Below are 22345 nucleotides of genomic sequence, written 5' to 3'. Positions count from 1 at the left end.
GGTGAAGGTGGTGAAGCCGCGCCGTAAATCGAATGCGCGTGCTATATGGTCGGGTGCGGCGTCGGGCATGCTGGAAGGCCGGGGATTGTTATCCATCCGGGAATCCGACCGGCGTTGTCAGTGGCTCCCCCTAGTCTGAGAAAGCACGGGGGCCCCGCCCCTGTCACTCCTCTCAAGCCAAGAAAGGTGCGGACCGGCGTGGCCGACCGTCTCATCGTCCGTGGCGCGCGCGAGCACAACCTGAAGAACGTCTCGCTCGACCTGCCTCGCGACTCGCTCATCGTCTTCACGGGCCTGTCCGGGTCGGGCAAGTCCTCCCTGGCCTTCGACACCATCTTCGCCGAGGGCCAGCGGCGCTATGTGGAGTCGCTCTCCTCGTACGCCCGCCAGTTCCTCGGCCAGATGGACAAGCCCGACGTCGACTTCATCGAGGGCCTCTCGCCCGCGGTCTCGATCGACCAGAAGTCGACCTCGCGCAACCCGCGCTCGACGGTCGGCACCATCACCGAGGTCTACGACTACCTGCGTCTGCTCTTCGCGCGCATCGGCAAGCCGCACTGCCCCGAGTGCGGCCGCCCGATCTCGCGCCAGTCGCCGCAGGCCATCGTCGACCGGGTCCTGGAGCTGCCGGAGGGCAGCCGCTTCCAGGTGCTCTCGCCGCTGGTGCGGGAGCGCAAGGGAGAGTTCGTCGACCTCTTCGCGGACCTCCAGACCAAGGGTTACAGCCGCGCGCGGGTGGACGGCGAGACCGTCCAGCTCTCCAACCCGCCCACGCTGAAGAAGCAGGAGAAGCACACCATCGAGGTGGTCATCGACCGCCTCACGGTGAAGGACTCCGCCAAGCGCCGTCTCACCGACTCCGTGGAGACCGCCCTCGGACTCTCCGGCGGCATGGTCGTGCTCGACTTCGTCGACCTGCCCGAGGACGACCCCGAGCGCGAGCGGATGTTCTCGGAGCACCTGTACTGCCCGTACGACGACCTGTCCTTCGAGGAGCTGGAGCCCCGCTCCTTCTCCTTCAACTCGCCCTTCGGCGCCTGCCCCGAGTGCACCGGCATCGGCACGCGCATGGAGGTCGACCCGGAGCTGATCGTCCCGGACGAGGACAAGTCCCTCGACGAGGGCGCCATCCACCCCTGGTCGCACGGGCACACCAAGGACTACTTCGGCCGCCTGATCGGCGCCCTCGCGGACGCCCTCGGATTCCGGACGGACATCCCCTTCGCGGGACTTCCGCAGCGCGCCAAGAAGGCCCTGCTCCACGGCCACAAGACGCAGATCGAGGTCCGCTACCGCAACCGGTACGGCCGCGAGCGGGTCTACACGACCCCCTTCGAAGGGGCTGTCCCCTTCGTCAAGCGCCGGCACAGCGAGTCCGAGAGCGACGCCAGCCGCGAGCGCTTCGAGGGCTACATGCGCGAGGTGCCCTGTCCCACCTGTGAGGGCACCCGCCTCAAGCCGCTCGTCCTCGCGGTCACCGTCATGGGCAAGTCGATCGCCGAGGTCTCCGGCATGTCCATCAGTGACTGCGCGGACTTCCTGGGCGAGCTGAAGCTCAGCGCCCGTGACAAGAAGATCGCCGAGCGGGTCCTCAAGGAGGTCAACGAACGGCTGAAGTTCCTGGTCGACGTCGGCCTGGACTACCTCTCGCTCAACCGCGCGGCCGGCACCCTCTCCGGCGGCGAGGCCCAGCGCATCCGCCTGGCCACCCAGATCGGCTCCGGACTCGTCGGCGTCCTGTACGTCCTCGACGAGCCGTCCATCGGCCTGCACCAGCGCGACAACCACCGGCTGATCGAGACCCTGGTCCGGCTGCGCGACATGGGCAACACGCTCATCGTCGTCGAGCACGACGAGGACACCATCAAGGTCGCCGACTGGATCGTCGACATCGGCCCCGGCGCGGGCGAGCACGGCGGCAAGGTCGTGCACAGCGGCTCCCTGAAGGAGCTGCTCGCCAACGCCGAGTCGGAGACCGGCCAGTACCTGTCGGGGAAGAAGGCCATCCCGCTGCCCGACATCCGGCGCCCCCTCGACCCGTCCCGGCAGCTCACCGTGCACGGGGCCCGCGAGAACAACCTCCAGGACATCGACGTGTCCTTCCCGCTGGGCGTGTTCACCGCGGTCACCGGCGTCTCGGGCTCCGGCAAGTCGACCCTGGTCAACGACATCCTGTACACCCACCTGGCGCGCGAGCTCAACGGCGCGAGGAGCGTGCCGGGCCGGCACACGCGCGTGGACGGCGACGACCTCGTCGACAAGGTCGTGCACGTCGACCAGTCGCCCATCGGCCGCACCCCGCGGTCGAACCCGGCGACGTACACCGGCGTCTTCGACCACGTCCGCAAGCTGTTCGCCGAGACCACCGAGGCGAAGGTCCGCGGCTACATGCCCGGCCGCTTCTCCTTCAACGTCAAGGGCGGCCGCTGCGAGAACTGCGCGGGCGACGGCACCATCAAGATCGAGATGAACTTCCTCCCGGACGTCTACGTCCCGTGCGAGGTCTGCCACGGTGCCCGGTACAACCGGGAGACCCTGGAGGTCCACTACAAGGGCAAGTCCATCGCCGACGTCCTGAACATGCCGATCGAGGAGGCGACGGAGTTCTTCGAGGCCGTCCCCGCGATCGCCCGCCACCTCAACACCCTCAAGGACGTCGGCCTCGGCTACGTCCGTCTCGGCCAGGCCGCGACCACCCTGTCCGGCGGCGAGGCCCAGCGCGTGAAGCTCGCCAGCGAGCTCCAGAAGCGGTCCACCGGCCGTACGGTCTACGTCCTGGACGAGCCGACCACCGGTCTGCACTTCGAGGACATCAGCAAGCTGCTGAAGGTCCTGTCCGGCCTGGTCGACAAGGGCAACACCGTCATCGTCATCGAGCACAACCTCGATGTGATCAAGACGGCCGACTGGATCGTCGACATGGGCCCCGAGGGCGGCGCGGGCGGCGGGCTCGTCGTCGCCGAGGGCACCCCGGAGGAGGTGGCCGGAGTCCCGGCCAGCCACACCGGCAAGTTCCTCAGGGAGGTCCTCGGCGCCGACCGGATCAGCGACGGGACCTCGGTGAAGGCCCCGCGCAAGGCACCGGCCCGGAAGACGGCCGCGGCGAAGAAGACCGTCGCCGCCGGATCGACGGCGAAGAAGACGGCGACGGCCAGGACGACGGCGACCAAGAAGGCCGCCGAAGCCACCAAGAAGGCCACGCCCGCCAAGAAGACCACCCGGGCCCGCAAGGCCTGATCCGGACCACTGAGCGCGCGGTGCCCCGCAGGGAACTCCCCTGCGGGGCACCGCGCGTTCAGCAACCCTTACAGTTCGCCCAGTTCCGACGCGTACGGCGGCTGCGCTCCCGCCCGTGAGCACGTGATCGCCGCCGCGCGGGCCGCGAACCGCAGCAGCCGGGTCCACTCCTCGACCCCCAGACCCGCGAGCGCCTCCGGGGACAGCGCGCCGAGGCCGGCCAGGCCGTGCAGCAGGGCCGCGTTCACCGTGTCGCCCGCGCCGATCGTGTCCACGACGTCGACCTTCTCGCCCGGCACGGGGAGCGCCGCCCCGTCCCGGGTGAACACGGTCAGCCCGTCACCGCCCTGGGTGATCACGACGGCCGAGGGGCCCGCGGCCAGCCACTCATCCGGGGTGCCGCCCAGCCACAGGGCGTCCTCCTCGGAGAGCTTGAGCAGCGACACCGACGGCAGCCAGCTCTTGAACCGGGCCCGGTAGGCGTCCGCGTCGGGGATCAGCCCGGTCCGGATGTTCGGGTCGAGCGCGGTGAACACACCCTGCGCGGCCGCGGTCCGCAGCAGTTCCTCGTAGGCGCTCGCCCCCGGTTCCAGAACGAGCGAACAGGTGCCGAAGGACACCGCGCGCGTGCCGGCGGGGAGTTCGGCGGGGGCGGCGAACAGGCGGTCGGCCGTACCGTCGACGTAGAAGGAGTAGGCGGCCGAGCCGTTGGTGTCGATCGTGGCGACGGCCAGCGTGGTGGGTTCGGTACCGCGCTGCACGGCGGACACGTCCACCCCCGCCTCCCGGAGCCCGTCGAGCAGGGCCTCGCCGAAGGCGTCGAGCGACGTGCGGGAGCAGAAGGCGGTGGGGGAGCCGAGCCGGCCGAGGGCCACGGCGGTGTTGTAGGGGCCGCCGCCGAGCGCGGGCTTGAGACCCGCGAGGGCACCCGCGCCCTGCGGTACCAGATCGATCAGGGCCTCACCGGCGACGACGATCACGAAACGGGTCCTTTCTCGAACTGCGAGGACTGCGGGACTGCGGGACTGCGGGAGTTGAGCGGGCTGAGGGGGGCTGAGGGGGCCGAGGAGGCTGAGGAGGCTTAAGGGCGCCGGGAGGGATCAGAGAGCGGGTAAGGCGGACCGGACTGCGAGGGCCGTGCCCGCTCCCCGGCTCGCGCCGGCCGCTCCCCGGAAGCCGACCCCTCCCCGGATACCGCCCCCTCCCCAGAGACCGACCGCTCCCCGGCCTCGGGACACCCGCACGACGTCCGGTGCACGAACGTGCAGTCGAGGCGCACGGTGCGGGCCGGCTGGTCCGGCATGTCGAGCCGTTCCAGGAGCACACGGACCGCCTGCGCGCCGATCTCCCTGCTGGGCTGGGAGATCGCGGTGAGCCGGGGCGAGAACAGATCGGCCCAGGCGAAGTCGTCGAAACAGCACAGGGCGAGGTCGTCCGGTACCGAGAGGCCGTGCTCGCGCAGGGCGCGCAGGGTGCCGATGGTCATCGCGTTGTTGGCGGTGACCAGGGCGGTGGGGGGCGTGTCGAGGGCGAGCAGGGCGGCCGTGGCCCGTTCCGCTCCGGCCGACTCGGAGTCGCCGTGGACGACCAGGTGGTCGTCGTAGGGGAGGCGGGCGGTGGTGAGGCCCTGCCGGTATCCGGCGATCCGTTCGGCGGTGGTGCTCAGCCCGGGCCGGCCGGCCACCAGGCCGATACGCCGGTGACCGAGCCCGGCGAGATGGGTGACCAGGTCGGCCATCGGTCGGGTGTTCTCGGCACAGACCTGATCGAAGCGCTGCGGGCCGTCCACCGAGACGTCGACCGCACCACCGGCCCCACCGCCGATGGCACCGTCCACAGGCAAACCGACCGGCCCACTGACCGCGTCACCGCCGACCGCACCACCGCCGCCCTCTCCCTCCGCCCCTTCGCCCACACCGTCGATCACCCGGTCCAGGAACACCGTCGGAACCTGGTGGCGTCCGAGGTAGGAGACGAGCTCGCGCGGGTCCGCCGAGGGCGCGACGATCATGCCGTCCACCCGCCTCTCGTGCAGGAGCTGGACGACCTTGCGCTCGTGGTCGGGATCGTCGTGCGGGTCGGCGATGAGCAGGCTGTAGCCGTGTTCCAGCGCGCCCGCCTCGACGCCCTGGAGGATCTCGGTGAAGTACGGGTTGCTGATCGCCGACACCGCGAGCCCGATGGAGCGGGTGCGCGAGGTCACCAGGGAGCGGGCGAGGGTGTTGGGGGTGTAGCCGAGCTCGTCGACGGCGTCCAGCACGGCCTGGCGGGTGTGGGGCAGCACCGGCCGGGTGCCGTTGAGGACGTGCGAGACGGTCGCCACGGACACCCCCGCGCTGCGTGCCACGTCGGCCATGGTCGGCATCGGGTCCCCTTCCGGAACGGCGGGCGTGGGCACCCGGACGTCGATGGCCCACGGCCGGGAAGGTATCCCATCCGGCGGCGTACGTAAACGCTTGCGCAAACGTTTACGTGCTGTGGGCGACCCGACACCCCACCCCGCTCACTCCCAGTCCCACCCGATCCCCACCAGCCCCGACCGCACCCGCGGCTCGACCAGGTGCACCGAGTGGTGGTGGCCGGTGAGGGACAGTTCCCGGCGGCCGCTGCGGGGTGCGGCGGGGGAGTGCTGGGCGAAGCGGTGGCAGCGCAGCGGCAGGGCGTTCTCGTCGAAACGGACCTGGAGCGCGTACTGCCCGCCGGGCGAACCGAAGCCCCGGACGTACTCGCGCGACACCCCGCCGGTGCCGTCCTCGACGACGTAGCGGAACAGGAAGGTGTCCCCGGCCCGCAGCCGGGCGTCGAGGAGCAGCTCGGCCACGAGCACCCCGGTGTCGTGGTGCGAACGCACGCGTCCCGTACGGCAGTTCTCCAGGGCGTGCACGGTCATGAGCTCCGGCACGCACCCCGGGTCGCCGTGGTGGACGGCGATGAACCGGTCGACGCCCTCGCGGTGGGCGCGCACGATGTGGTGCGACTCGCGGCTGCGCAGCTCGCGGCGCGCCCCGATGTCCACGCGCTCGTGATGGCCGAGGGCGTGCAGCCCGGCGTCGGAGGGTGAGTCCAGCTCGCCCAGCAGTTGTCCGAGGACGTCCGAGGCCGCGAGGTAGGAGCGGTAGGAGCGGGCCGCGGGCCGCTCGGCGGCCGACCGGTCGTCGTCCTCGGCGAGCAGCCGGATCAGCGACTCCTCCGGCAGTTGAAGGATCTCCTCCAGCGCTCGTACGGCCCGCAGCGACTCGGGACGCTGCGGGCGTCGGGCACCCTGCTGCCAGTAACTCAGGCTGGTGACACCGACCTTGACCCCGTAGCGCGACAGATGGTGCTGGACCCGCTGTAGCGGCAGCCCCCGCGCGGCGATCGCCGCGCGCAGCGCGACATGGAAGGGGCCACCGCGCAGGGCCGAGTCCAGTTCCGCGTCGGCGACGCTCACGTCGTCCGCGTGCTGTGTGGCGTGCGGCATGCAGGGGCCTTTCTGTACAGGTCCGGCCGGCTGGTCAGGCCGTTCGCGAGGGTGTGTCGGGGCCGTCCGTGGCAGTGCCGGGGGAGGCTTCACATCCGTACGCCGTCGTTCCCGGCCCCGAGTTCCCCCGCATTGAAGCGTGTTGACCAAGTCCCGACAACACTTGTCGCCGAACGGTGGTGCACTCCCGGCCGGTCGGCGTGCCCTGCGCTCAGGTGGCGCCGGCCCGCCCGTCGCTGTCCAGCAGCTCCCTGATCGCCTGTGCCGACAGCGGCGGCTCGGGAAGGAACCCGTGGGCGGGACTGCCGGCGATGAGTTCCTCGAAGTCCTCACGCGCGTGCGTGGAGAAACAGGATGATGACGTTCCTGGAGCCGGGTCAGGGCACCTCCGGCGAAGACGGGCGTCAGAACGCGGAGATCGGGCCGGTGGCCCGTTCATGGCGGGCCAGGGCGCGCAGCACCGGAAGGCAGCCGTGACGCGCCACGGCGAGGCGGGTGAGGCAACCGGTCACGGCGTCGGTGGCCTCGGCGGGCACCGACGGCGTCGGGACCTCCAGGCTGACGGCCAGGTCGTCGAGGTGGACCACGAGTTCCACGAGGCGGGTGAGCAGGCACTGGTCGAGCGGCAGTACGTGGGTGAACACACCGACGGGCCGGTCGAGCGGCATGCCCGGCAGCCGCGCCGCCAGTCGGGCGCGAGCGGCGTCGAATGCCTCGGCCAGGGCGTCGGGCCCCTCGGCCGCCTCCTGCTCGCCCACCTCACGGATCCGCAGCGGCACCGCGTCGTCCAAGTGCGGCGCCGGGCCGGCACCGGCCAGGAAGTACGTGACCGCGTCCACGACAGGCCGGCCCGCAGGGGGTGCCTCGGCGAGCCAGCGGTCCACGTTGAGGACCGCGCGGGCCAGATGCCCGGCCAGGCCACTGACCCGAAACCGGTCCAGCGCACTCGGCCGCTCCCACCGTTTCGCCAACGCCGGGGAACGCAGCAGCACGGACACGGCCTCGGCGGTGTCGAGGAAAGCGGAGATCACACCACGAGGCTAACCTTCGGTCCCGGGTCGGCCGTAGTCCACAGGCCCACCGGACTGTCAGCCCTCGCCAGTAGGGTGTGAGACATGGCCGACCCCTCCAGCTACCGCCCCAAACCAGGGGAGATCCCTGACACTCCCGGGGTGTACAGGTTCCGCGACGAGCACCGCCGGGTGATCTACGTCGGAAAGGCGAAGAGCCTCCGTCAGCGCCTGGCGAACTACTTCCAGGACCTGGCGAGCCTGCACCCCCGCACCCGCACGATGGTGACCACGGCCGCGTCCGTGGAGTGGACGGTGGTGTCCACCGAGGTCGAGGCCCTGCAACTGGAGTACTCCTGGATCAAGGAGTTCGACCCCCGGTTCAACGTCAAGTACCGCGACGACAAGAGCTACCCGTACCTCGCGGTGACGATGAACGAGGAGTTCCCGCGCGTGCAGGTGATGCGCGGCCACAAGCGCAAGGGCGTCCGGTACTTCGGGCCGTACGGGCACGCGTGGGCGATCCGCGACACCGTCGACCTCCTGCTGCGCGTCTTCCCCGTCCGCACCTGCTCCGCCGGCGTCTTCAAGAACGCCGCCCGCACCGGCCGCCCCTGCCTCCTCGGCTACATCGGCAAGTGTTCGGCGCCCTGCGTCGACCGCGTCTCGGCCGACGAACACCGCGACCTGGCCGAGGAGTTCTGCGACTTCATGGCCGGCCGCACCGGCACCTACATCCGCCGTCTGGAGAAGCAGATGACGGACGCGGCCGAGGAGATGGAGTACGAGCGGGCGGCCCGCCTGCGCGACGACATCGGCGCCCTGAAGAAGGCCATGGAGAAGAGCGCCGTCGTGCTCGCCGACGCGACCGACGCCGACCTGATCGCGGTCGCCGAGGACGAGCTGGAGGCAGCCGTCCAGATCTTCCACGTCCGCGGCGGACGCGTCCGCGGCCAGCGCGGCTGGGTCACCGACAAGGTCGAGGAGATCACCACCGGCGCCCTCGTCGAGCACGCCCTCCAGCAGCTCTACGGCGAGGAGAAGGGCGACTCCGTCCCCAAGGAGGTCCTCGTCCCCGCCCTGCCCGACCCGGTCGAGCCGGTCCAGGAGTGGCTCGCCGAGCGCCGCGGCTCGGGCGTCTCGCTGCGCATCCCGCAGCGCGGCGACAAGAAGGCCCTGATGGAGACCGTGCAGCGCAACGCCCAGCAGGCGCTCGTCCTCCACAAGACCAAGCGCGCCTCCGACCTGACCACGCGCTCGCGTGCCCTGGAGGAGATCGCCGAGGCCCTCGACCTGGACAGCGCCCCGCTCAGGATCGAGTGCTACGACATCTCCCATCTCCAGGGCGACGACGTGGTCGCGTCCATGGTCGTCTTCGAGGACGGGCTCCAGCGCAAGAGCGAGTACCGCCGCTTCCAGATCAAGGGCTTCGCCGGCCAGGACGACGTCCGCTCCATGCACGAGGTGATCTCCCGCAGGTTCAGGCGGTACCTGTCCGAGAAGGAGCGGACCGGTGAGTGGGTGGACGACGCCTCCCAGGACGCCGCATCCCAAAGCCCGGCCTCCGAGAACCCGGCCTCCGAAAGCCTGGTCTCCGAAAGCCCGGTCTCCCAGAACCCCGCCCCCCAGGACGGCGACCCCCAGGGCCTCCCCGGGACCGGCCTCAAGGACGACGACGGCCGCCCCAAGAAGTTCGCCTACCCGCCCCAGCTCGTCGTCGTCGACGGCGGACAGCCCCAGGTGGCCGCCGCCAAGCGGGCCCTGGACGAGCTCGGCATCGACGACATCGCCGTCTGCGGCCTCGCCAAGCGCCTGGAGGAGGTCTGGCTGCCGGACGAGGACGACCCGGTCGTGCTGCCCCGTACCAGCGAAGGCCTGTACCTTCTCCAACGGGTCCGTGACGAGGCGCACCGTTTCGCGATCACCTACCAGCGCACCAAGCGGTCCCAGCGCTTCCGGTCGAGCCCGCTCGACGACGTCCCCGGCCTCGGGGACACCCGCAAGCAGGCCCTGCTGAAACACTTCGGGTCCCTGAAGAAACTACGATCCGCCACCATCGACCAGATCTGCGAGGTCCCCGGTATAGGCCGCAAGACGGCCGAGACGATCGCCGTGGCCCTCGCCCAGGCGGCCCCGGCCGCGCCCGCCGTCAACACGGCGACTGGAGAGATCATGGATGAGGAGGAACCCGGCACCACGGGTTCCGGTGGGGACCCCGTGACGGCGGGCGCCCCGGACGAACGACGGGGGCAGGAGACATGAATGTGAACGAGCACCAAGAACCACAGGACCAGGGCGGAGAAGACGCGCAGGTGAGCAAGGGCACGACCCTCGACCCGGGCGGTGTGCCGGAGGCGGCCATCCCCGAGCTGGTGATCATCTCCGGCATGTCCGGAGCCGGCCGCTCCACCGCCGCCAAGTGTCTGGAGGACCTCGGCTGGTTCGTCGTCGACAACCTCCCGCCCGCGCTGATCCCCACCATGGTGGAGCTCGGCGCCCGCTCCCAGGGCAACGTCGCCCGGATCGCGGTGGTCGTCGACGTCCGCGGCCGACGCTTCTTCGACAACCTCCGTGAGTCCCTCGCCGACCTGGAGGCCAAGCACGTCACCCGGCGGATCGTCTTCCTGGAGTCCTCCGACGAGGCCCTGGTGCGCCGCTTCGAGTCCGTGCGCCGCCCGCACCCCCTCCAGGGCGACGGCCGCATCGTCGACGGCATCGACGCCGAGCGCGAACTCCTGCGCGAGCTGCGCGGCGACGCCGACCTGGTCATCGACACCTCCAGCCTCAACGTCCACGAGCTGCGCGCCAAGATGGACGCCCAGTTCGCCGGCGAGGAGGAGCCCGAACTCCGCGCCACCGTCATGTCCTTCGGCTTCAAGTACGGCCTCCCCGTCGACGCCGACCTGGTCGCGGACATGCGGTTCCTGCCGAACCCGCACTGGGTCCCCGAGCTGCGCCCCTTCACCGGCCTCAACGAGGAGGTGTCGGCGTACGTCTTCAACCAGCCCGGCGCCAAGGAGTTCCTCGACCGCTACGCCGAGCTGCTGCGCCTCATCGCGGCCGGCTACCGCCGCGAGGGCAAGCGGTACGTGACCATCGCCATCGGCTGCACCGGCGGCAAGCACCGCTCGGTCGCCACGTCGGAGAAGCTCGCCGCGCGCCTCGCGGCCGAGGGTGTGGAGACGGTGGTCGTGCACCGGGACATGGGACGGGAATGACCGCACGTAGTCCGCGGCTGAGCAGGCTGCGACGGGCCGTCCCCGAAGATCGGGCGGCCCGGCCCGTCGAGGCCCGCGGGGCACGGCCCCGCCGGCGCGGCGCCCAGCCCAAGGTGGTCGCGCTCGGCGGCGGCATGGGCCTGTCCGCCTCGCTCGCCGCCCTGCGCCGGATCACCGGCGACCTCACCGCCGTCGTCACCGTGGCCGACGACGGCGGCTCCAGCGGACGCCTGCGCGACGAGCTGGGCGTCCTGCCGCCCGGCGACCTGCGCAAGGCGCTGGCCGCGCTGTGCGGCGACGACGACTGGGGCCAGACCTGGGCCCGCGTCATCCAGCACCGCTTCCAGTCCAAGGGCGACCTGCACGAACACGCGGTCGGCAATCTGCTGATCGTCGCCCTGTGGGAGCAGCTCGGCGATCACGTCCAGGCCCTCGACCTGGTCGGCCGACTCCTGGGCGCGCACGGACGGGTGCTGCCCATGTCCGCCGTACCCCTGGAGCTCCAGGCCCTGGTCAAAGGGCACGACCCGGCGCGGCCGGAGGACGTGGACACCGTACGGGGACAGGCGACCGTGGCCCTGACTCCGGGCGAGGTGCAGTCGGTGCACGTGGTGCCGCACGACCCGCCCGCGGTCCCCGAGGCGGTCGAGGCCGTCCGGGACGCGGACTGGGTGGTCCTCGGCCCCGGCTCGTGGTTCTCCTCGGTCATCCCGCACCTGCTGGTGCCCGAACTGCTGGACGCGCTCACGCAGACGAAGGCGCGCCGGGTACTCTCCCTGAACCTCGCACCGCAGCCGGGAGAAACCGATGGCTTCTCCCCGCAGCGTCATTTGGAGGTTTTGGGACGACACGCCCCTAAACTCGCCCTGGACGTGGTGCTGGCCGACCAGGCCGCCGTGCCCGACCGCGACTCCCTCACCGATGCCGCCAAGCGGTTCGGTGCCGCGGTCGAGCTGGCGCCGGTGGCCCGGCCCGACGGGACCCCGAGGCACGACCCGGAGCTGTTGGCCGCCGCGTACGACCGTATTTTTCGGATGCATGGAAGGATCGGCCCATGGCGATGACGGCAGCGGTGAAGGACGAGATCTCCCGGCTCCCCGTCACCCGTACCTGCTGCAGAAAGGCGGAGGTCTCCGCCATCCTGCGGTTCGCCGGCGGCCTCCATCTGGTGAGCGGGCGCATTGTGATCGAGGCGGAGCTGGACACCGCGATGGCGGCCCGCCGCCTCAAGCGGGACGTCCTGGAGATCTTCGGCCACAGCTCCGAACTGATCGTGATGGCCCCGGGCGGGCTGCGCCGCGGTTCGCGGTACGTCGTCCGGGTCGTCGCCGGCGGTGACCAGCTGGCCCGTCAGACCGGCCTGGTCGACGGGCGCGGTCGGCCGATCCGGGGCCTGCCGCCGCAGGTCGTCTCCGGCGCCACCTGCGATGCCGAGGCCGCCTGGCGCGGAGCGTTCCTGGCGCACGGCTCGCTCACCGAGCCCGGCCGCTCCTCCTCCCTGGAGGTGACCTGCCCGGGACCGGAGGCCGCGCTCGCCCTGGTCGGCGCCGCCCGCCGTCTGTCGATCCCCGCCAAGGCCCGTGAGGTCCGGGGCGTGGACCGGGTGGTCGTGCGTGACGGTGACGCGATCGGCGCGCTCCTCACCCGTCTGGGTGCCCACGAGTCGGTGCTCGCCTGGGAGGAGCGCCGGATGCGCCGCGAGGTGCGGGCCACGGCGAACCGTCTCGCCAACTTCGACGACGCCAACCTCCGCCGCTCCGCGCGCGCGGCCGTCGCCGCCGGAGCACGGGTCCAGCGGGCCCTGGAGATCCTCGCCGACGACGTGCCCGAGCATCTCGCCGCCGCCGGCCGGCTGCGCATGGAGCACAAGCAGGCCTCCCTGGAGGAGCTGGGCGCGCTCGCCGACCCGCCGCTGACCAAGGACGCGGTCGCCGGCCGTATCCGCAGGCTGCTCGCGATGGCCGACAAACGCGCCTCCGACCTCGGGATCCCTGGCACGGAGTCCAGCATCACCGAGGAGATGGCCGACAACCTGGTCGGCTGACCGCTCATCACCACGCCGGTGCCGACGCCCACTTGGGTGGTCGGCACCGGCGTTTGCGTTTCCGTGAGGCGCTCTTGACTGGATCATGGAGTGTCATGAGCCTGGCATCTGTTCGCTGCTGTGGCGGACCACCGCAAGGGGGGCTCATGAGACGAAGAGCGAGACCGATCCTCGCTGTTGGCGCGCTCCTGCTCGGCGGCGCGGGCATCGCACCCGTGGCCCATGCCGCGCAGAGCGCAGATTCTCCCGATCCGAACGAAGTCAAGGTCTTCCGCGCCGAGGTGACCAGCGGGCAGGTACCCCTGCTGCTGGCGGCCGGGCAGGACGGCCACGAACTGACCGAGCAGGTGCCGGAGAAGGGCACCGCGACGGTCGAGGTCTACCTCACCGACCAGGAGGCCCACAAGCTCGAGGCCAAGGGCGTCGAGCTCACCGAGCACACCCTGACCGCCAAGGCCGAGGCCCGGGTCGAGAAGGCCGCCGAGGGCGTGTTCCGGCCGTACAGCGGAAGCGGCGGGCTCCGGGAGGAGCTCCTCGCGACCGCCCGGGCCAACCCCGGTCTCACCAAGGTCGTCTCCATCGGCAAGACCGTGAACGGCCAGGACATCCTCGCGCTCAAGCTGACCAAGAACGCGAAGAAGTCCAAGGACGGCGCCAAGCCCTCCGTCCTCTACATGTCCAACCAGCACGCGCGCGAGTGGATCACCCCGGAGATGACCCGGCGGCTGCTCCACCACTACGTGGACGGTTACAAGACCGACAAGCGGCTCAAGAAGATCGTCGACTCCACCGAGCTGTGGTTCGTCCTGTCGGCCAACCCCGACGGCTACGACTACACCTTCCAGAACGCCGACAACCGCCTGTGGCGCAAGAACCTGCGCGACAACAACGGCGACGGCACCATCGCCGTCGGCGACGGCGTCGACCTCAACCGCAACTTCTCCTACAAGTGGGGCTACGACAACGAGGGTTCGTCCCCCAACCCCACCAGCGAGACCTACCGCGGCCCGGGACCGTCCTCGGAGCCCGAGACCAAGGCGCTGGACGCCTTCGAGAAGCGGATCGGCTTCACGTACGGCATCAACTACCACTCCGCCGCCGAACTCCTCCTCTACGGCGTCGGCTGGCAGGTGGCCACCGACACGCCCGACGACGTCATGTACAAGGCGCTCGCCGGCACCCCGGGAAACTCCGCGATCCCCGGCTACCGCCCGCAGGTCTCCTCGGAGCTGTACACCACCAACGGCGAGGCGGACGGCCACGCGTCGAACGTCAACGGCCTGGCGATGTTCACCCCCGAGATGTCGACCTGCCAGACCGCCTCGGACCTCGACCCGAACGACCAGTGGAACGCCGCCGACTGCCAGTCGGTCTTCAACTTCCCCGACGACGAGAAGCTGATCCAGCAGGAGTTCGAGAAGAACATCCCCTTCGCGCTCTCCGTCGCCGAGTCCGCGGCCAGGCCGGACCAGCCGAAGTCCGCGATCGGCCTGAAGGCCCCCGACTTCACCCCGAAGCCCTTCGCCACGTCGTACGCGCGCGGCGCGGACCAGGAGGTCTCCGTCGTCGTCCGCAAGGCGGTGCGCGACAAGGAGCTCAAGTACCGCGTCAACGGCGGCCGTACGCACGACCGGGACCTCAGGGCCTGGAAGGGCGGCGAGACCTACGGCGGTGAGGACAACCTGTACTTCGACGAGTACCGGGCCAAGGTCGAGGACACCGACCCGGGCGACAAGGTCGAGGTCTGGTTCACCGGCCGGGCGAAGAGCGGAAAGCCCACCTCCAGCACGCACTTCACGTACACCGTGGCCGAGCGGCCCCGTGCGGACGTGCTCGTGGTCGCCGAGGAAGGCGCGACCGCCGCACAGGCGCAGACGTACGTCGACGCGCTGAAGGCGGCCGGCCGCAAGGCGATCGTCTGGAACGTCGCCGCCCAGGGCGCGCCCGACGCGCTCGGGGTGCTGGACCACTTCAAGTCGGTCGTGCACTACACGGGCGCGACCGTCCCGGGCAACCCGACCCAGCTCCAGCTGCGCGCCTTCCTGAACGAGGGCGGCAAGCTGATCGAGGCGGGCGAGCGGGCCGGCGGCAGCGTCGACCTGGGCGGCGGCACCCTGTCCAACGACTTCAGCCAGTACTACCTGGGCGCCTACACCCGGACGACCCTGCCGGGCGCCACCGCCTTCCAGGGCACCGGAAAGCTCGCCGGGGCCTCCGGAGCCCTCGGCGCCGCCCCCGGCAACCCGCTGGACGCGGCCGGATCCTTCAGCGTCACCTCGGACAACCTGCCCGTGGCGACCTTCCCGCAGTTCGCGAGCGCGGGTGCCGGCACGTACCCGGGCACGCCGAACCCGTACGGGCCGTACGCGGGCTCGTACATGGCTGCCGTCACGCACAGCGACTACGCCTGGAACCGGCTCACCCGCACCGTCGACCTCACCCAGGTGACCGCCGCGCAGGCACCCACCCTGCGCACCCGGCTGCTGTGGGACACCGAGGAGGGCTACGACCACGCCGCCCTGGAGGCGCACACCGCCGGGGCCGACGACTGGACCACGCTCCCGGAGAAGAACGGCGCCACCAGCAACGCGGTGCCCGCCGAGTGCGAGGCCGGGTTCTTCATCGCGGCCCACCCCGCGCTCAAGCGGTATCTGACGCAGGGCGCCGACGGCTGCACGGCCTCCGGCACCAGCGGCCAGTGGAACAGCCTCACCGGGGCGTCGGCCGGCTGGCAGGAGGTCTCCTTCGACCTCTCCGCGTACGCGGGCAAGAAGGTGGAGGTCTCCCTCAGCTACATCACCGACCCGGGTTCCGGCGGTCGCGGCGTCCTCGCCGACAACGCCTCCGTGGTCGTCGGCGGCCAGGCCACCGAGACCGAGGGCTTCGAGACCTCGCTCGGCGCCTGGAGCGTGCCAGGACCGCCCGCGGGCAGCCCCGCGGTCGTCAAGGACTGGGGACGCGCCGGAGAGCTGTTCAAGACGTACGGCGCGGTCACCACGGGCGACACCGTGCTGCTGGGCTTCGGCCTGGAGCACGTCACCGCGGCGGCCGACCGCGCGGCCCTCGTCAAAAAGGCGCTCGCGTCCATCGGCGGGTGAACCGGACGTGACTCGACGTAGTCATTCCGGGTGACCGGAGCTTTCGGTCCGGGACGGTCCGTACCCCTACTGGCGGGTACGGACCGCCCTGCCGTGTATGGGGCATCTCGATGTCACTCCGAAAGCCTCAGGGAGGTAGGGTCGGGGGTGGTCGGGGACATCCCATACAGCTCGCCGGTCTCACAACCGGCGTACCAACGAGGAGATCGGTTCGTGACGATCCGCGTAGGCATCAACGGCTTTGGCCGCATCGGTCGTAACTACTTCCGCGCGCTGCTGGAGCAGGGTGCTGACATCGAGATCGTGGCTGTCAACGACCTGGGTGACACCGCGACCACCGCGCACCTGCTGAAGTACGACACCATCCTGGGCCGCCTCAAGGCCGAGGTGTCGCACACCGCCGACACGATCACCGTCGACGGTCACACCATCAAGGTGCTGTCCGAGCGCAACCCGGCCGACATCCCGTGGGGTGAGCTGGGCGTCGACATCGTCATCGAGTCGACCGGCATCTTCACGAAGAAGGCCGACGCCGAGAAGCACATCACCGGCGGCGCCAAGAAGGTCCTCATCTCGGCTCCGGCCAAGGACGAGGACATCACCATCGTGATGGGCGTCAACGAGAACAAGTACGACGCGGCCAACCACCACGTCATCTCGAACGCCTCCTGCACCACCAACTGTGTGGCGCCGATGGCCAAGGTCCTCGACGAGAACTTCGGCATCGTCAAGGGCCTGATGACCACGGTCCACGCGTACACGAACGACCAGCGCATCCTGGACTTCCCGCACTCCGACCTGCGCCGCGCCCGCGCCGCCGCGGAGAACATCATCCCGACCACCACGGGTGCCGCCAAGGCCACCGCGCTGGTCCTGCCGCAGCTCAAGGGCAAGCTCGACGGCATCGCGATGCGCGTCCCGGTCCCCACCGGTTCCGCCACCGACCTGGTCGTGGAGCTGGAGCGCGAGGTCACCAAGGACGAGGTCAACGCCGCGTTCAAGAAGGCCGCCGAGGGCGAGCTCCAGGGCTACCTGTCCTACACGGAGGACCCGATCGTCTCCTCCGACATCGTCAGCGACCCGTCGTCCTGCACCTTCGACTCCTCCCTGACCATGGTCCAGGAGGGCAAGTCGGTGAAGATCCTCGGCTGGTACGACAACGAGTGGGGCTACTCCAACCGCCTCGTCGACCTCACGGTCTTCGTCGGCAACCAGCTCTGATCGACCGATCAGGCACCTAGGTGTGCGAGCAGGGCTCGGGCAGCGCGAGGACGCGTTGCCCGAGCCCTGACTCGCGTGATCAGCTCTCCTACGATCCAGAGCCCTCCTCAGGAGTCCCCTTCATGAAGACGATCGACGAACTGCTCGCCGAAGGCGTGGCCGGCAAGCGGGTCTTCGTCCGCGCCGACCTCAACGTCCCGCTGGACGGCACCACCATCACCGACGACGGCCGTATCCGCGCCGTCCTGCCGACCGTGAAGGCCCTCGCCGAGGCGGGCGCCCGCGTGGTCGTCGCCTCCCACCTGGGCCGCCCCAAGGGCGCCCCGGACCCGGCCTTCTCGCTCGCCCCGGCCGCCGCCCGCCTCGGCGAACTCCTGGGCGCCTCCGTGGCGTTCGCGACCGACACGGTGGGCGAGTCCGCCACCGCCACGGTCGCCGGCCTCACCGACGGCCAGGTCGCCGTCGTCGAGAACCTCCGCTTCAACGCCGGCGAGACCTCCAAGGACGACGCCGAGCGCGGCGCCTTCGCGGACCAGCTCGCCGCCCTCGCCGACGTCTACGTCGGCGACGGCTTCGGCGCGGTCCACCGTAAGCACGCCTCGGTGTTCGACCTCCCGGCCCGGCTGCCGCACTACGCCGGCTACCTGATCGCCACCGAGGTCGGCGTCCTGAAGAAGCTCACCGACGACGTCCAGCGGCCCTACGTGGTCGTGCTCGGCGGCGCCAAGGTCTCCGACAAGCTCGCCGTCATCGACGAGCTGCTCGGCAAGGCCGACCGCATCCTCATCGGCGGCGGCATGGCCTTCACCTTCCTCAAGGCCAAGGGCCACGAGGTCGGCGCCTCCCTCCTCCAGGAGGACCAGATCCCGGCGGTCCTGGAGTACATCGAGCGCGCCGAGAAGACCGGCGTCGAGCTGGTCCTGCCGGTGGACGCGGTGGTCGCCCCCGCCTTCCCGGACCTGAAGACCAAGGCCCCGGCCGACTCCACCACCGTGGCCGCCGACGCCATCCCGGCCGACCGGATGGGCCTGGACATCGGCCCGGCGTCCGGCAAGCTGTACGCCTCGAAGATCACCGACGCCGCCACCGTCTTCTGGAACGGCCCGATGGGCGTCTTCGAGCACCCCGAGTTCGCCGAGGGCACCAAGGCGGTCGCCCAGGCTCTCCTCGACTCCTCGGCCTTCACGGTCGTCGGCGGTGGCGACTCCGCCGCGGCCGTCCGCATCCTGGGCTTCGACGAGAACGCGTTCGGACACATCTCGACCGGTGGCGGCGCCTCCCTCGAATACCTCGAGGGCAAGACGCTCCCCGGCCTCGCCGCACTGGAGGACTGACCCCGCATGACCACTCGCACGCCGATCATGGCGGGTAACTGGAAGATGAACCTCAACCACCTCGAGGCCATCGCACACGTCCAGAAGCTCGCCTTCGCCCTCGCGGACAAGGACTACGAGGCCGTCGAGGTCGCCGTCCTGCCGCCCTTCACCGACCTGCGTTCCGTGCAGACCCTGGTCGACGGCGACAAGCTCAAGATCAAGTACGGCGCCCAGGACCTCTCGGCGCACGACTCCGGTGCCTACACCGGCGAGATCTCCGGCTCCATGCTGGCCAAGCTGAAGTGCACGTACGTGGCGATCGGCCACTCCGAGCGCCGCCAGTACCACGCCGAGACCGACGAGATCGTCAACGCCAAGGTCAAGGCCGCCTACAAGCACGGCCTGACCCCGATCCTGTGCGTCGGCGAGGAGCTGGAGGTCCGCGAGGCGGGCAACCACGTCTCCCACACCCTCGCCCAGGTCGAGGGCGGCCTGAAGGACATCCCGGCCGAGCAGGCCGGATCCGTCGTGATCGCCTACGAGCCCGTCTGGGCCATCGGCACCGGCAAGGTCTGCGGCGCCGAGGACGCCCAGGAGGTCTGCGCCGCCATCCGCGCCAAGGTCGCCGAGCTGTACTCGCAGGAGCTGGCCGACCAGGTCCGCATCCAGTACGGCGGCTCCGTCAAGGCCGGCAACGTCGCCGAGATCATGGCGCAGGCCGACATCGACGGCGCCCTGGTCGGCGGTGCCTCGCTGGACGCCGACGAGTTCGTCAAGATCGTGCGCTTCCGGGACCAGTAAGTAGGCCCTGGCGGCGATCCGTCGTACTCTTGCGGGGGCATGGCTCTGAAGGCCGTGCCCCCGTCGTTCATCCGAATCCGAGAGAGTTGGTCCAGCCGTGGTTTTGGGGTTCTCGATCGCCCTGATCGTCTTCAGCGGGCTGCTGATGCTGCTGGTGCTGATGCACAAGGGGAAGGGCGGCGGCCTCTCCGACATGTTCGGTGGCGGCATGCAGTCGTCCGTCGGTGGTTCCTCGGTCGCCGAGCGCAACCTCGACCGCATCACCGTGGTGATCGGTCTGCTGTGGTTCGCGTGCATTGTCGTACTCGGTCTTCTCATGAAGACGAACAACTGAGCGGGCACGCCCCACACAGCACGTCCATTCCGCACGTAAGGCCCCATGTTCGGTACGCGCACCTGAGCGCGGCCTATCATGGGGCTTGCGTCTTGATGTGGGGGCTGTAACTCCAATCACTGGACGCGCGTTGGGCCTTACGTAGACTGAGGCGCTCGCAACGAAGCGACACGTCGACTCGCTTCGCGGCACCATCACGCAGGGAGTTACGACCGTGGCAAGTGGCAACGCGATCCGAGGTAGCCGGGTCGGGGCGGGGCCGATGGGCGAAGCCGAGCGGGGCGAGTCCGCGCCCCGTCTGCGCATCTCCTTCTGGTGCTCCAACGGGCACGAGACGCAGCCCAGCTTCGCCAGCGACGCGCAGGTCCCCGATACCTGGGACTGCCCGCGCTGCGGCTTTCCCGCCGGACAGGACCGGGACAACCCACCGGACCCGCCGCGCACCGAGCCGTACAAGACGCACCTCGCGTACGTACGGGAGCGGCGCAGCGACGCGGACGGCGAGGCGATCCTCGCCGAGGCGCTCGCCAAGCTGCGGGGCGAGATCTAGAAGTCGATGACCGGCCGGGTACCGAGGGGTGCCTGGCCGGAGCCGTTTCACGGCGGTGAGACCGGCCGTACGGGTCTGCTCGGTGCGGGGTTCGGACGGCTGTGCACCGCCGGTGCCCTGCGTTCCGGTGACGCGTGACGGGCGTCCGGGTTGCCCCCGCTCACGGCCACGGGGGACGGGCGGGGTGCCCCGGGCTCGGTAACTGCGTGGCCGCGGGACGCTCTTCTCGCGGTTGCCCCTCCGTGCCGTCCGCCGTCCCGCTGATACTCCCGCTCCACGCGGACGTACCTGTTGTCGCGCGGGGCGTCGGCGCCGGCACGGCTCGTGTCCCGCGGTGATCAACTAGGTTGGAACCGCTGGCACAGGCACGAAAGAAGGCTGAAGTCGGACATGAACGCAGACGGCCGTACCAGGCTCGACCGCAGGCCCGAGTGGACCGCGCTGACCGAACACCGCGAGGAACTCGGCGAGGTGCACCTGAGGGAGCTGTTCGCCGCGGATCCCGGGCGCGGCACCGGCTACACCCTGCGGGTCGGTGACCTGTACGTCGACTACTCCAAGCACCTGGTGACCGACGAGACGCTGCGGCTGCTGCGCGAACTCGCCGCCGCGACCGACGTGTTCGGGCTGCGGGACGCCATGTTCCGCGGCGAGAGGATCAACACGACCGAGGGCCGGGCCGTGCTGCACACCGCCCTGCGCGCCCCACGCGACGCGGTGATCGAGGTCGACGGGGAGAACGTCGTCCCGGGCGTCCACGCGGTCCTCGACAAGATGAGCGACTTCGCGGGCCGGGTCCGTTCGGGAGAGTGGACCGGGCACACCGGCAAGCGGATCAAGAACGTCGTCAACATCGGCATCGGCGGCTCCGACCTGGGCCCCGCGATGGCGTACGAGGTGCTGCGCGCCTTCGCCGACCGCGACCTCACCGTCCGCTTCGTGTCGAACGTCGACGGCGCCGACCTGCACGAGGCCACCCGCGACCTGGACGCCGCAGAGACGCTGTTCGTCATCGCCTCCAAGACCTTCACCACGATCGAGACGATCACCAACGCCACCTCGGCCCGCTCGTGGCTGCTCACCGAGCTGAAGGCCGGTCAGGAGGCCGTCGCCCGGCACTTCGTGGCACTGTCCACCAACGCCGAGAAGGTCTCGGACTTCGGCATCGACACGGCCAACATGTTCGAGTTCTGGGACTGGGTCGGCGGCCGCTACTCCTACGACTCGGCCATCGGTCTCTCCCTGATGATCGCCATCGGCCCGGACAGGTTCCGGGAGATGCTCGACGGCTTCCAGCTCGTCGACGAGCACTTCAGGACCGCGCCCGCCGAGTCCAACGTGCCGCTTCTCCTTGGCCTGTTGGGCATCTGGTACGGCAACTTCCACGACGCCCAGTCGCACGCCGTGCTGCCGTACAGCCACTACCTGTCCAGGTTCACCGCCTACCTCCAGCAGCTGGACATGGAGTCCAACGGCAAGTCGGTGGACCGTGAGGGCAACCCGGTGGAGTGGCAGACCGGGCCGGTGGTGTGGGGCACGCCCGGCACCAACGGGCAGCACGCCTACTACCAGTTGATCCACCAGGGCACGAAACTGATCCCGGCGGACTTCATCGGCTTCGCCGAGCCGGTCGCCGAGCTCTCCGAGGGGCTCAAGGCCCAGCACGACCTGCTCATGGCCAACTTCTTCGCCCAGACCCAGGCGCTCGCCTTCGGCAAGACGCCGGACGAGGTGCGGGCGGAGGGAGCGGCCGAGGAACTGGTCCCGCACAAGACGTTCCGGGGCAACCACCCGACGACCACCATCCTGGCCCGCGAGCTGACCCCGTCCGTCCTCGGGCAGCTCATCGCCCTCTACGAGCACAAGGTGTTCGTCCAGGGCGCGATCTGGAACATCGACTCCTTCGACCAGTGGGGCGTCGAGCTCGGCAAGGTCCTCGCCAAGCGCGTCGAACCCGCGCTCACCGAGGGCGCCGAGGTGCCGGGCCTGGACGCGTCGACCAAGGCCCTGGTGGCGACGTACCGGGAGCTGCGCGGACGGCAGTGAGAACGCGGGA

Annotated in this window: 16 protein-coding genes; 12 read left to right on the top strand and 4 right to left on the bottom strand. The window is 70.3% G+C overall.

Features of this window, described 5'->3' with window-relative positions; translation table 11 throughout:
• Positions 1 to 198 precede the first annotated feature (198 nt).
• Entirely contained in the window at positions 199 to 3237 is a 3039-nt protein-coding gene (gene uvrA, locus ABZ098_RS01035) for an excinuclease ABC subunit UvrA (RefSeq protein ID WP_356585926.1), read from the top strand.
• Between the two features lie 68 nt (positions 3238 to 3305).
• Here the strand turns inward: uvrA and ABZ098_RS01030 are convergent, their stop codons facing one another.
• The 4 genes from ABZ098_RS01030 to ABZ098_RS01015 form a co-directional block, all read right to left on the bottom strand.
• Positions 3306 to 4217, bottom strand: coding sequence for a carbohydrate kinase (locus ABZ098_RS01030; RefSeq protein WP_356585924.1), 912 nt, complete (start codon positions 4215 to 4217; stop codon positions 3306 to 3308).
• A 101-nt stretch (positions 4218 to 4318) separates the two neighbouring features.
• Entirely contained in the window at positions 4319 to 5602 is a 1284-nt protein-coding gene (locus tag ABZ098_RS01025; protein ID WP_356585922.1) for a LacI family DNA-binding transcriptional regulator, read from the bottom strand.
• A gap of 138 nt (positions 5603 to 5740) precedes the next feature.
• Positions 5741 to 6697 carry a hypothetical protein gene (locus ABZ098_RS01020; RefSeq protein ID WP_356585920.1) on the bottom strand — a complete coding sequence of 319 codons (957 nt, stop codon included), beginning with the start codon at positions 6695 to 6697 and terminating at the stop codon, positions 5741 to 5743.
• A gap of 404 nt (positions 6698 to 7101) precedes the next feature.
• Positions 7102 to 7728, bottom strand: a complete 627-nt coding sequence (locus tag ABZ098_RS01015) for a maleylpyruvate isomerase N-terminal domain-containing protein (protein WP_356585918.1) — start codon at positions 7726 to 7728, stop codon at positions 7102 to 7104.
• A gap of 84 nt (positions 7729 to 7812) precedes the next feature.
• Here ABZ098_RS01015 and uvrC point away from each other — a divergent pair, with 84 nt between their 5' ends.
• The 11 genes from uvrC (at position 7813) to pgi (ending at position 22335) form a co-directional block, all read left to right on the top strand.
• The gene (gene uvrC, locus ABZ098_RS01010) at positions 7813 to 9969 is read left to right on the top strand and encodes an excinuclease ABC subunit UvrC (RefSeq protein ID WP_356585916.1); all 2157 of its coding nucleotides are present in this window, start codon (positions 7813 to 7815) and stop codon (positions 9967 to 9969) included.
• Positions 9966 to 10925, top strand: coding sequence for an RNase adapter RapZ (rapZ, locus tag ABZ098_RS01005; RefSeq protein WP_356585914.1), 960 nt, complete (start codon positions 9966 to 9968; stop codon positions 10923 to 10925). The genes uvrC and rapZ overlap by 4 nt, the downstream gene beginning before the upstream one ends.
• Complete coding sequence (yvcK, locus tag ABZ098_RS01000; RefSeq protein WP_356585912.1) at positions 10922 to 11989, top strand: uridine diphosphate-N-acetylglucosamine-binding protein YvcK; 1068 nt, start codon at positions 10922 to 10924, stop codon at positions 11987 to 11989. The genes rapZ and yvcK overlap by 4 nt, the downstream gene beginning before the upstream one ends.
• Positions 11980 to 12969: a DNA-binding protein WhiA gene (whiA, locus tag ABZ098_RS00995; RefSeq protein ID WP_356585910.1), complete on the top strand. Its 990-nt coding sequence runs from the start codon at positions 11980 to 11982 to the stop codon at positions 12967 to 12969. Before yvcK ends, whiA begins: the two co-directional genes overlap by 10 nt.
• A 146-nt stretch (positions 12970 to 13115) precedes the next feature.
• Positions 13116 to 16067, top strand: a complete 2952-nt coding sequence (locus tag ABZ098_RS00990) for a M14 family zinc carboxypeptidase (protein WP_356585908.1) — start codon at positions 13116 to 13118, stop codon at positions 16065 to 16067.
• A gap of 213 nt (positions 16068 to 16280) precedes the next feature.
• On the top strand, positions 16281 to 17288 hold the full coding sequence (gap, locus tag ABZ098_RS00985; RefSeq protein ID WP_356585906.1) for a type I glyceraldehyde-3-phosphate dehydrogenase: 1008 nt from the start codon (positions 16281 to 16283) through the stop codon (positions 17286 to 17288).
• A 122-nt stretch (positions 17289 to 17410) separates the two neighbouring features.
• A complete protein-coding gene (locus ABZ098_RS00980) occupies positions 17411 to 18622 on the top strand; it encodes a phosphoglycerate kinase (RefSeq protein ID WP_356585904.1) in 1212 nt (403 codons plus the stop codon).
• 6 nt (positions 18623 to 18628) lie between these two features.
• Positions 18629 to 19405, top strand: a complete 777-nt coding sequence (gene tpiA / locus ABZ098_RS00975) for a triose-phosphate isomerase (protein ID WP_356585902.1) — start codon at positions 18629 to 18631, stop codon at positions 19403 to 19405.
• 103 nt (positions 19406 to 19508) lie between these two features.
• Positions 19509 to 19739: a preprotein translocase subunit SecG gene (secG, locus tag ABZ098_RS00970; protein ID WP_053847429.1), complete on the top strand. Its 231-nt coding sequence runs from the start codon at positions 19509 to 19511 to the stop codon at positions 19737 to 19739.
• Positions 19740 to 19953: 214 nt separating this feature from the next.
• Complete coding sequence (locus ABZ098_RS00965) at positions 19954 to 20289, top strand: RNA polymerase-binding protein RbpA (protein WP_003957010.1); 336 nt, start codon at positions 19954 to 19956, stop codon at positions 20287 to 20289.
• Between the two features lie 390 nt (positions 20290 to 20679).
• Positions 20680 to 22335 (top strand): glucose-6-phosphate isomerase, encoded by a 1656-nt coding sequence (gene pgi / locus ABZ098_RS00960; RefSeq protein ID WP_356585900.1) that lies wholly within the window; start codon positions 20680 to 20682, stop codon positions 22333 to 22335.
• Positions 22336 to 22345: the final 10 nt, after the last annotated feature.

This window comes from Streptomyces sp. NPDC006335 (assembly GCF_040612795.1).
GTDB lineage: Bacteria > Actinomycetota > Actinomycetes > Streptomycetales > Streptomycetaceae > Streptomyces.
Note: the sequence above shows the minus strand (reverse complement) of the source record. Positions and strands in the feature narration are given on the sequence as shown.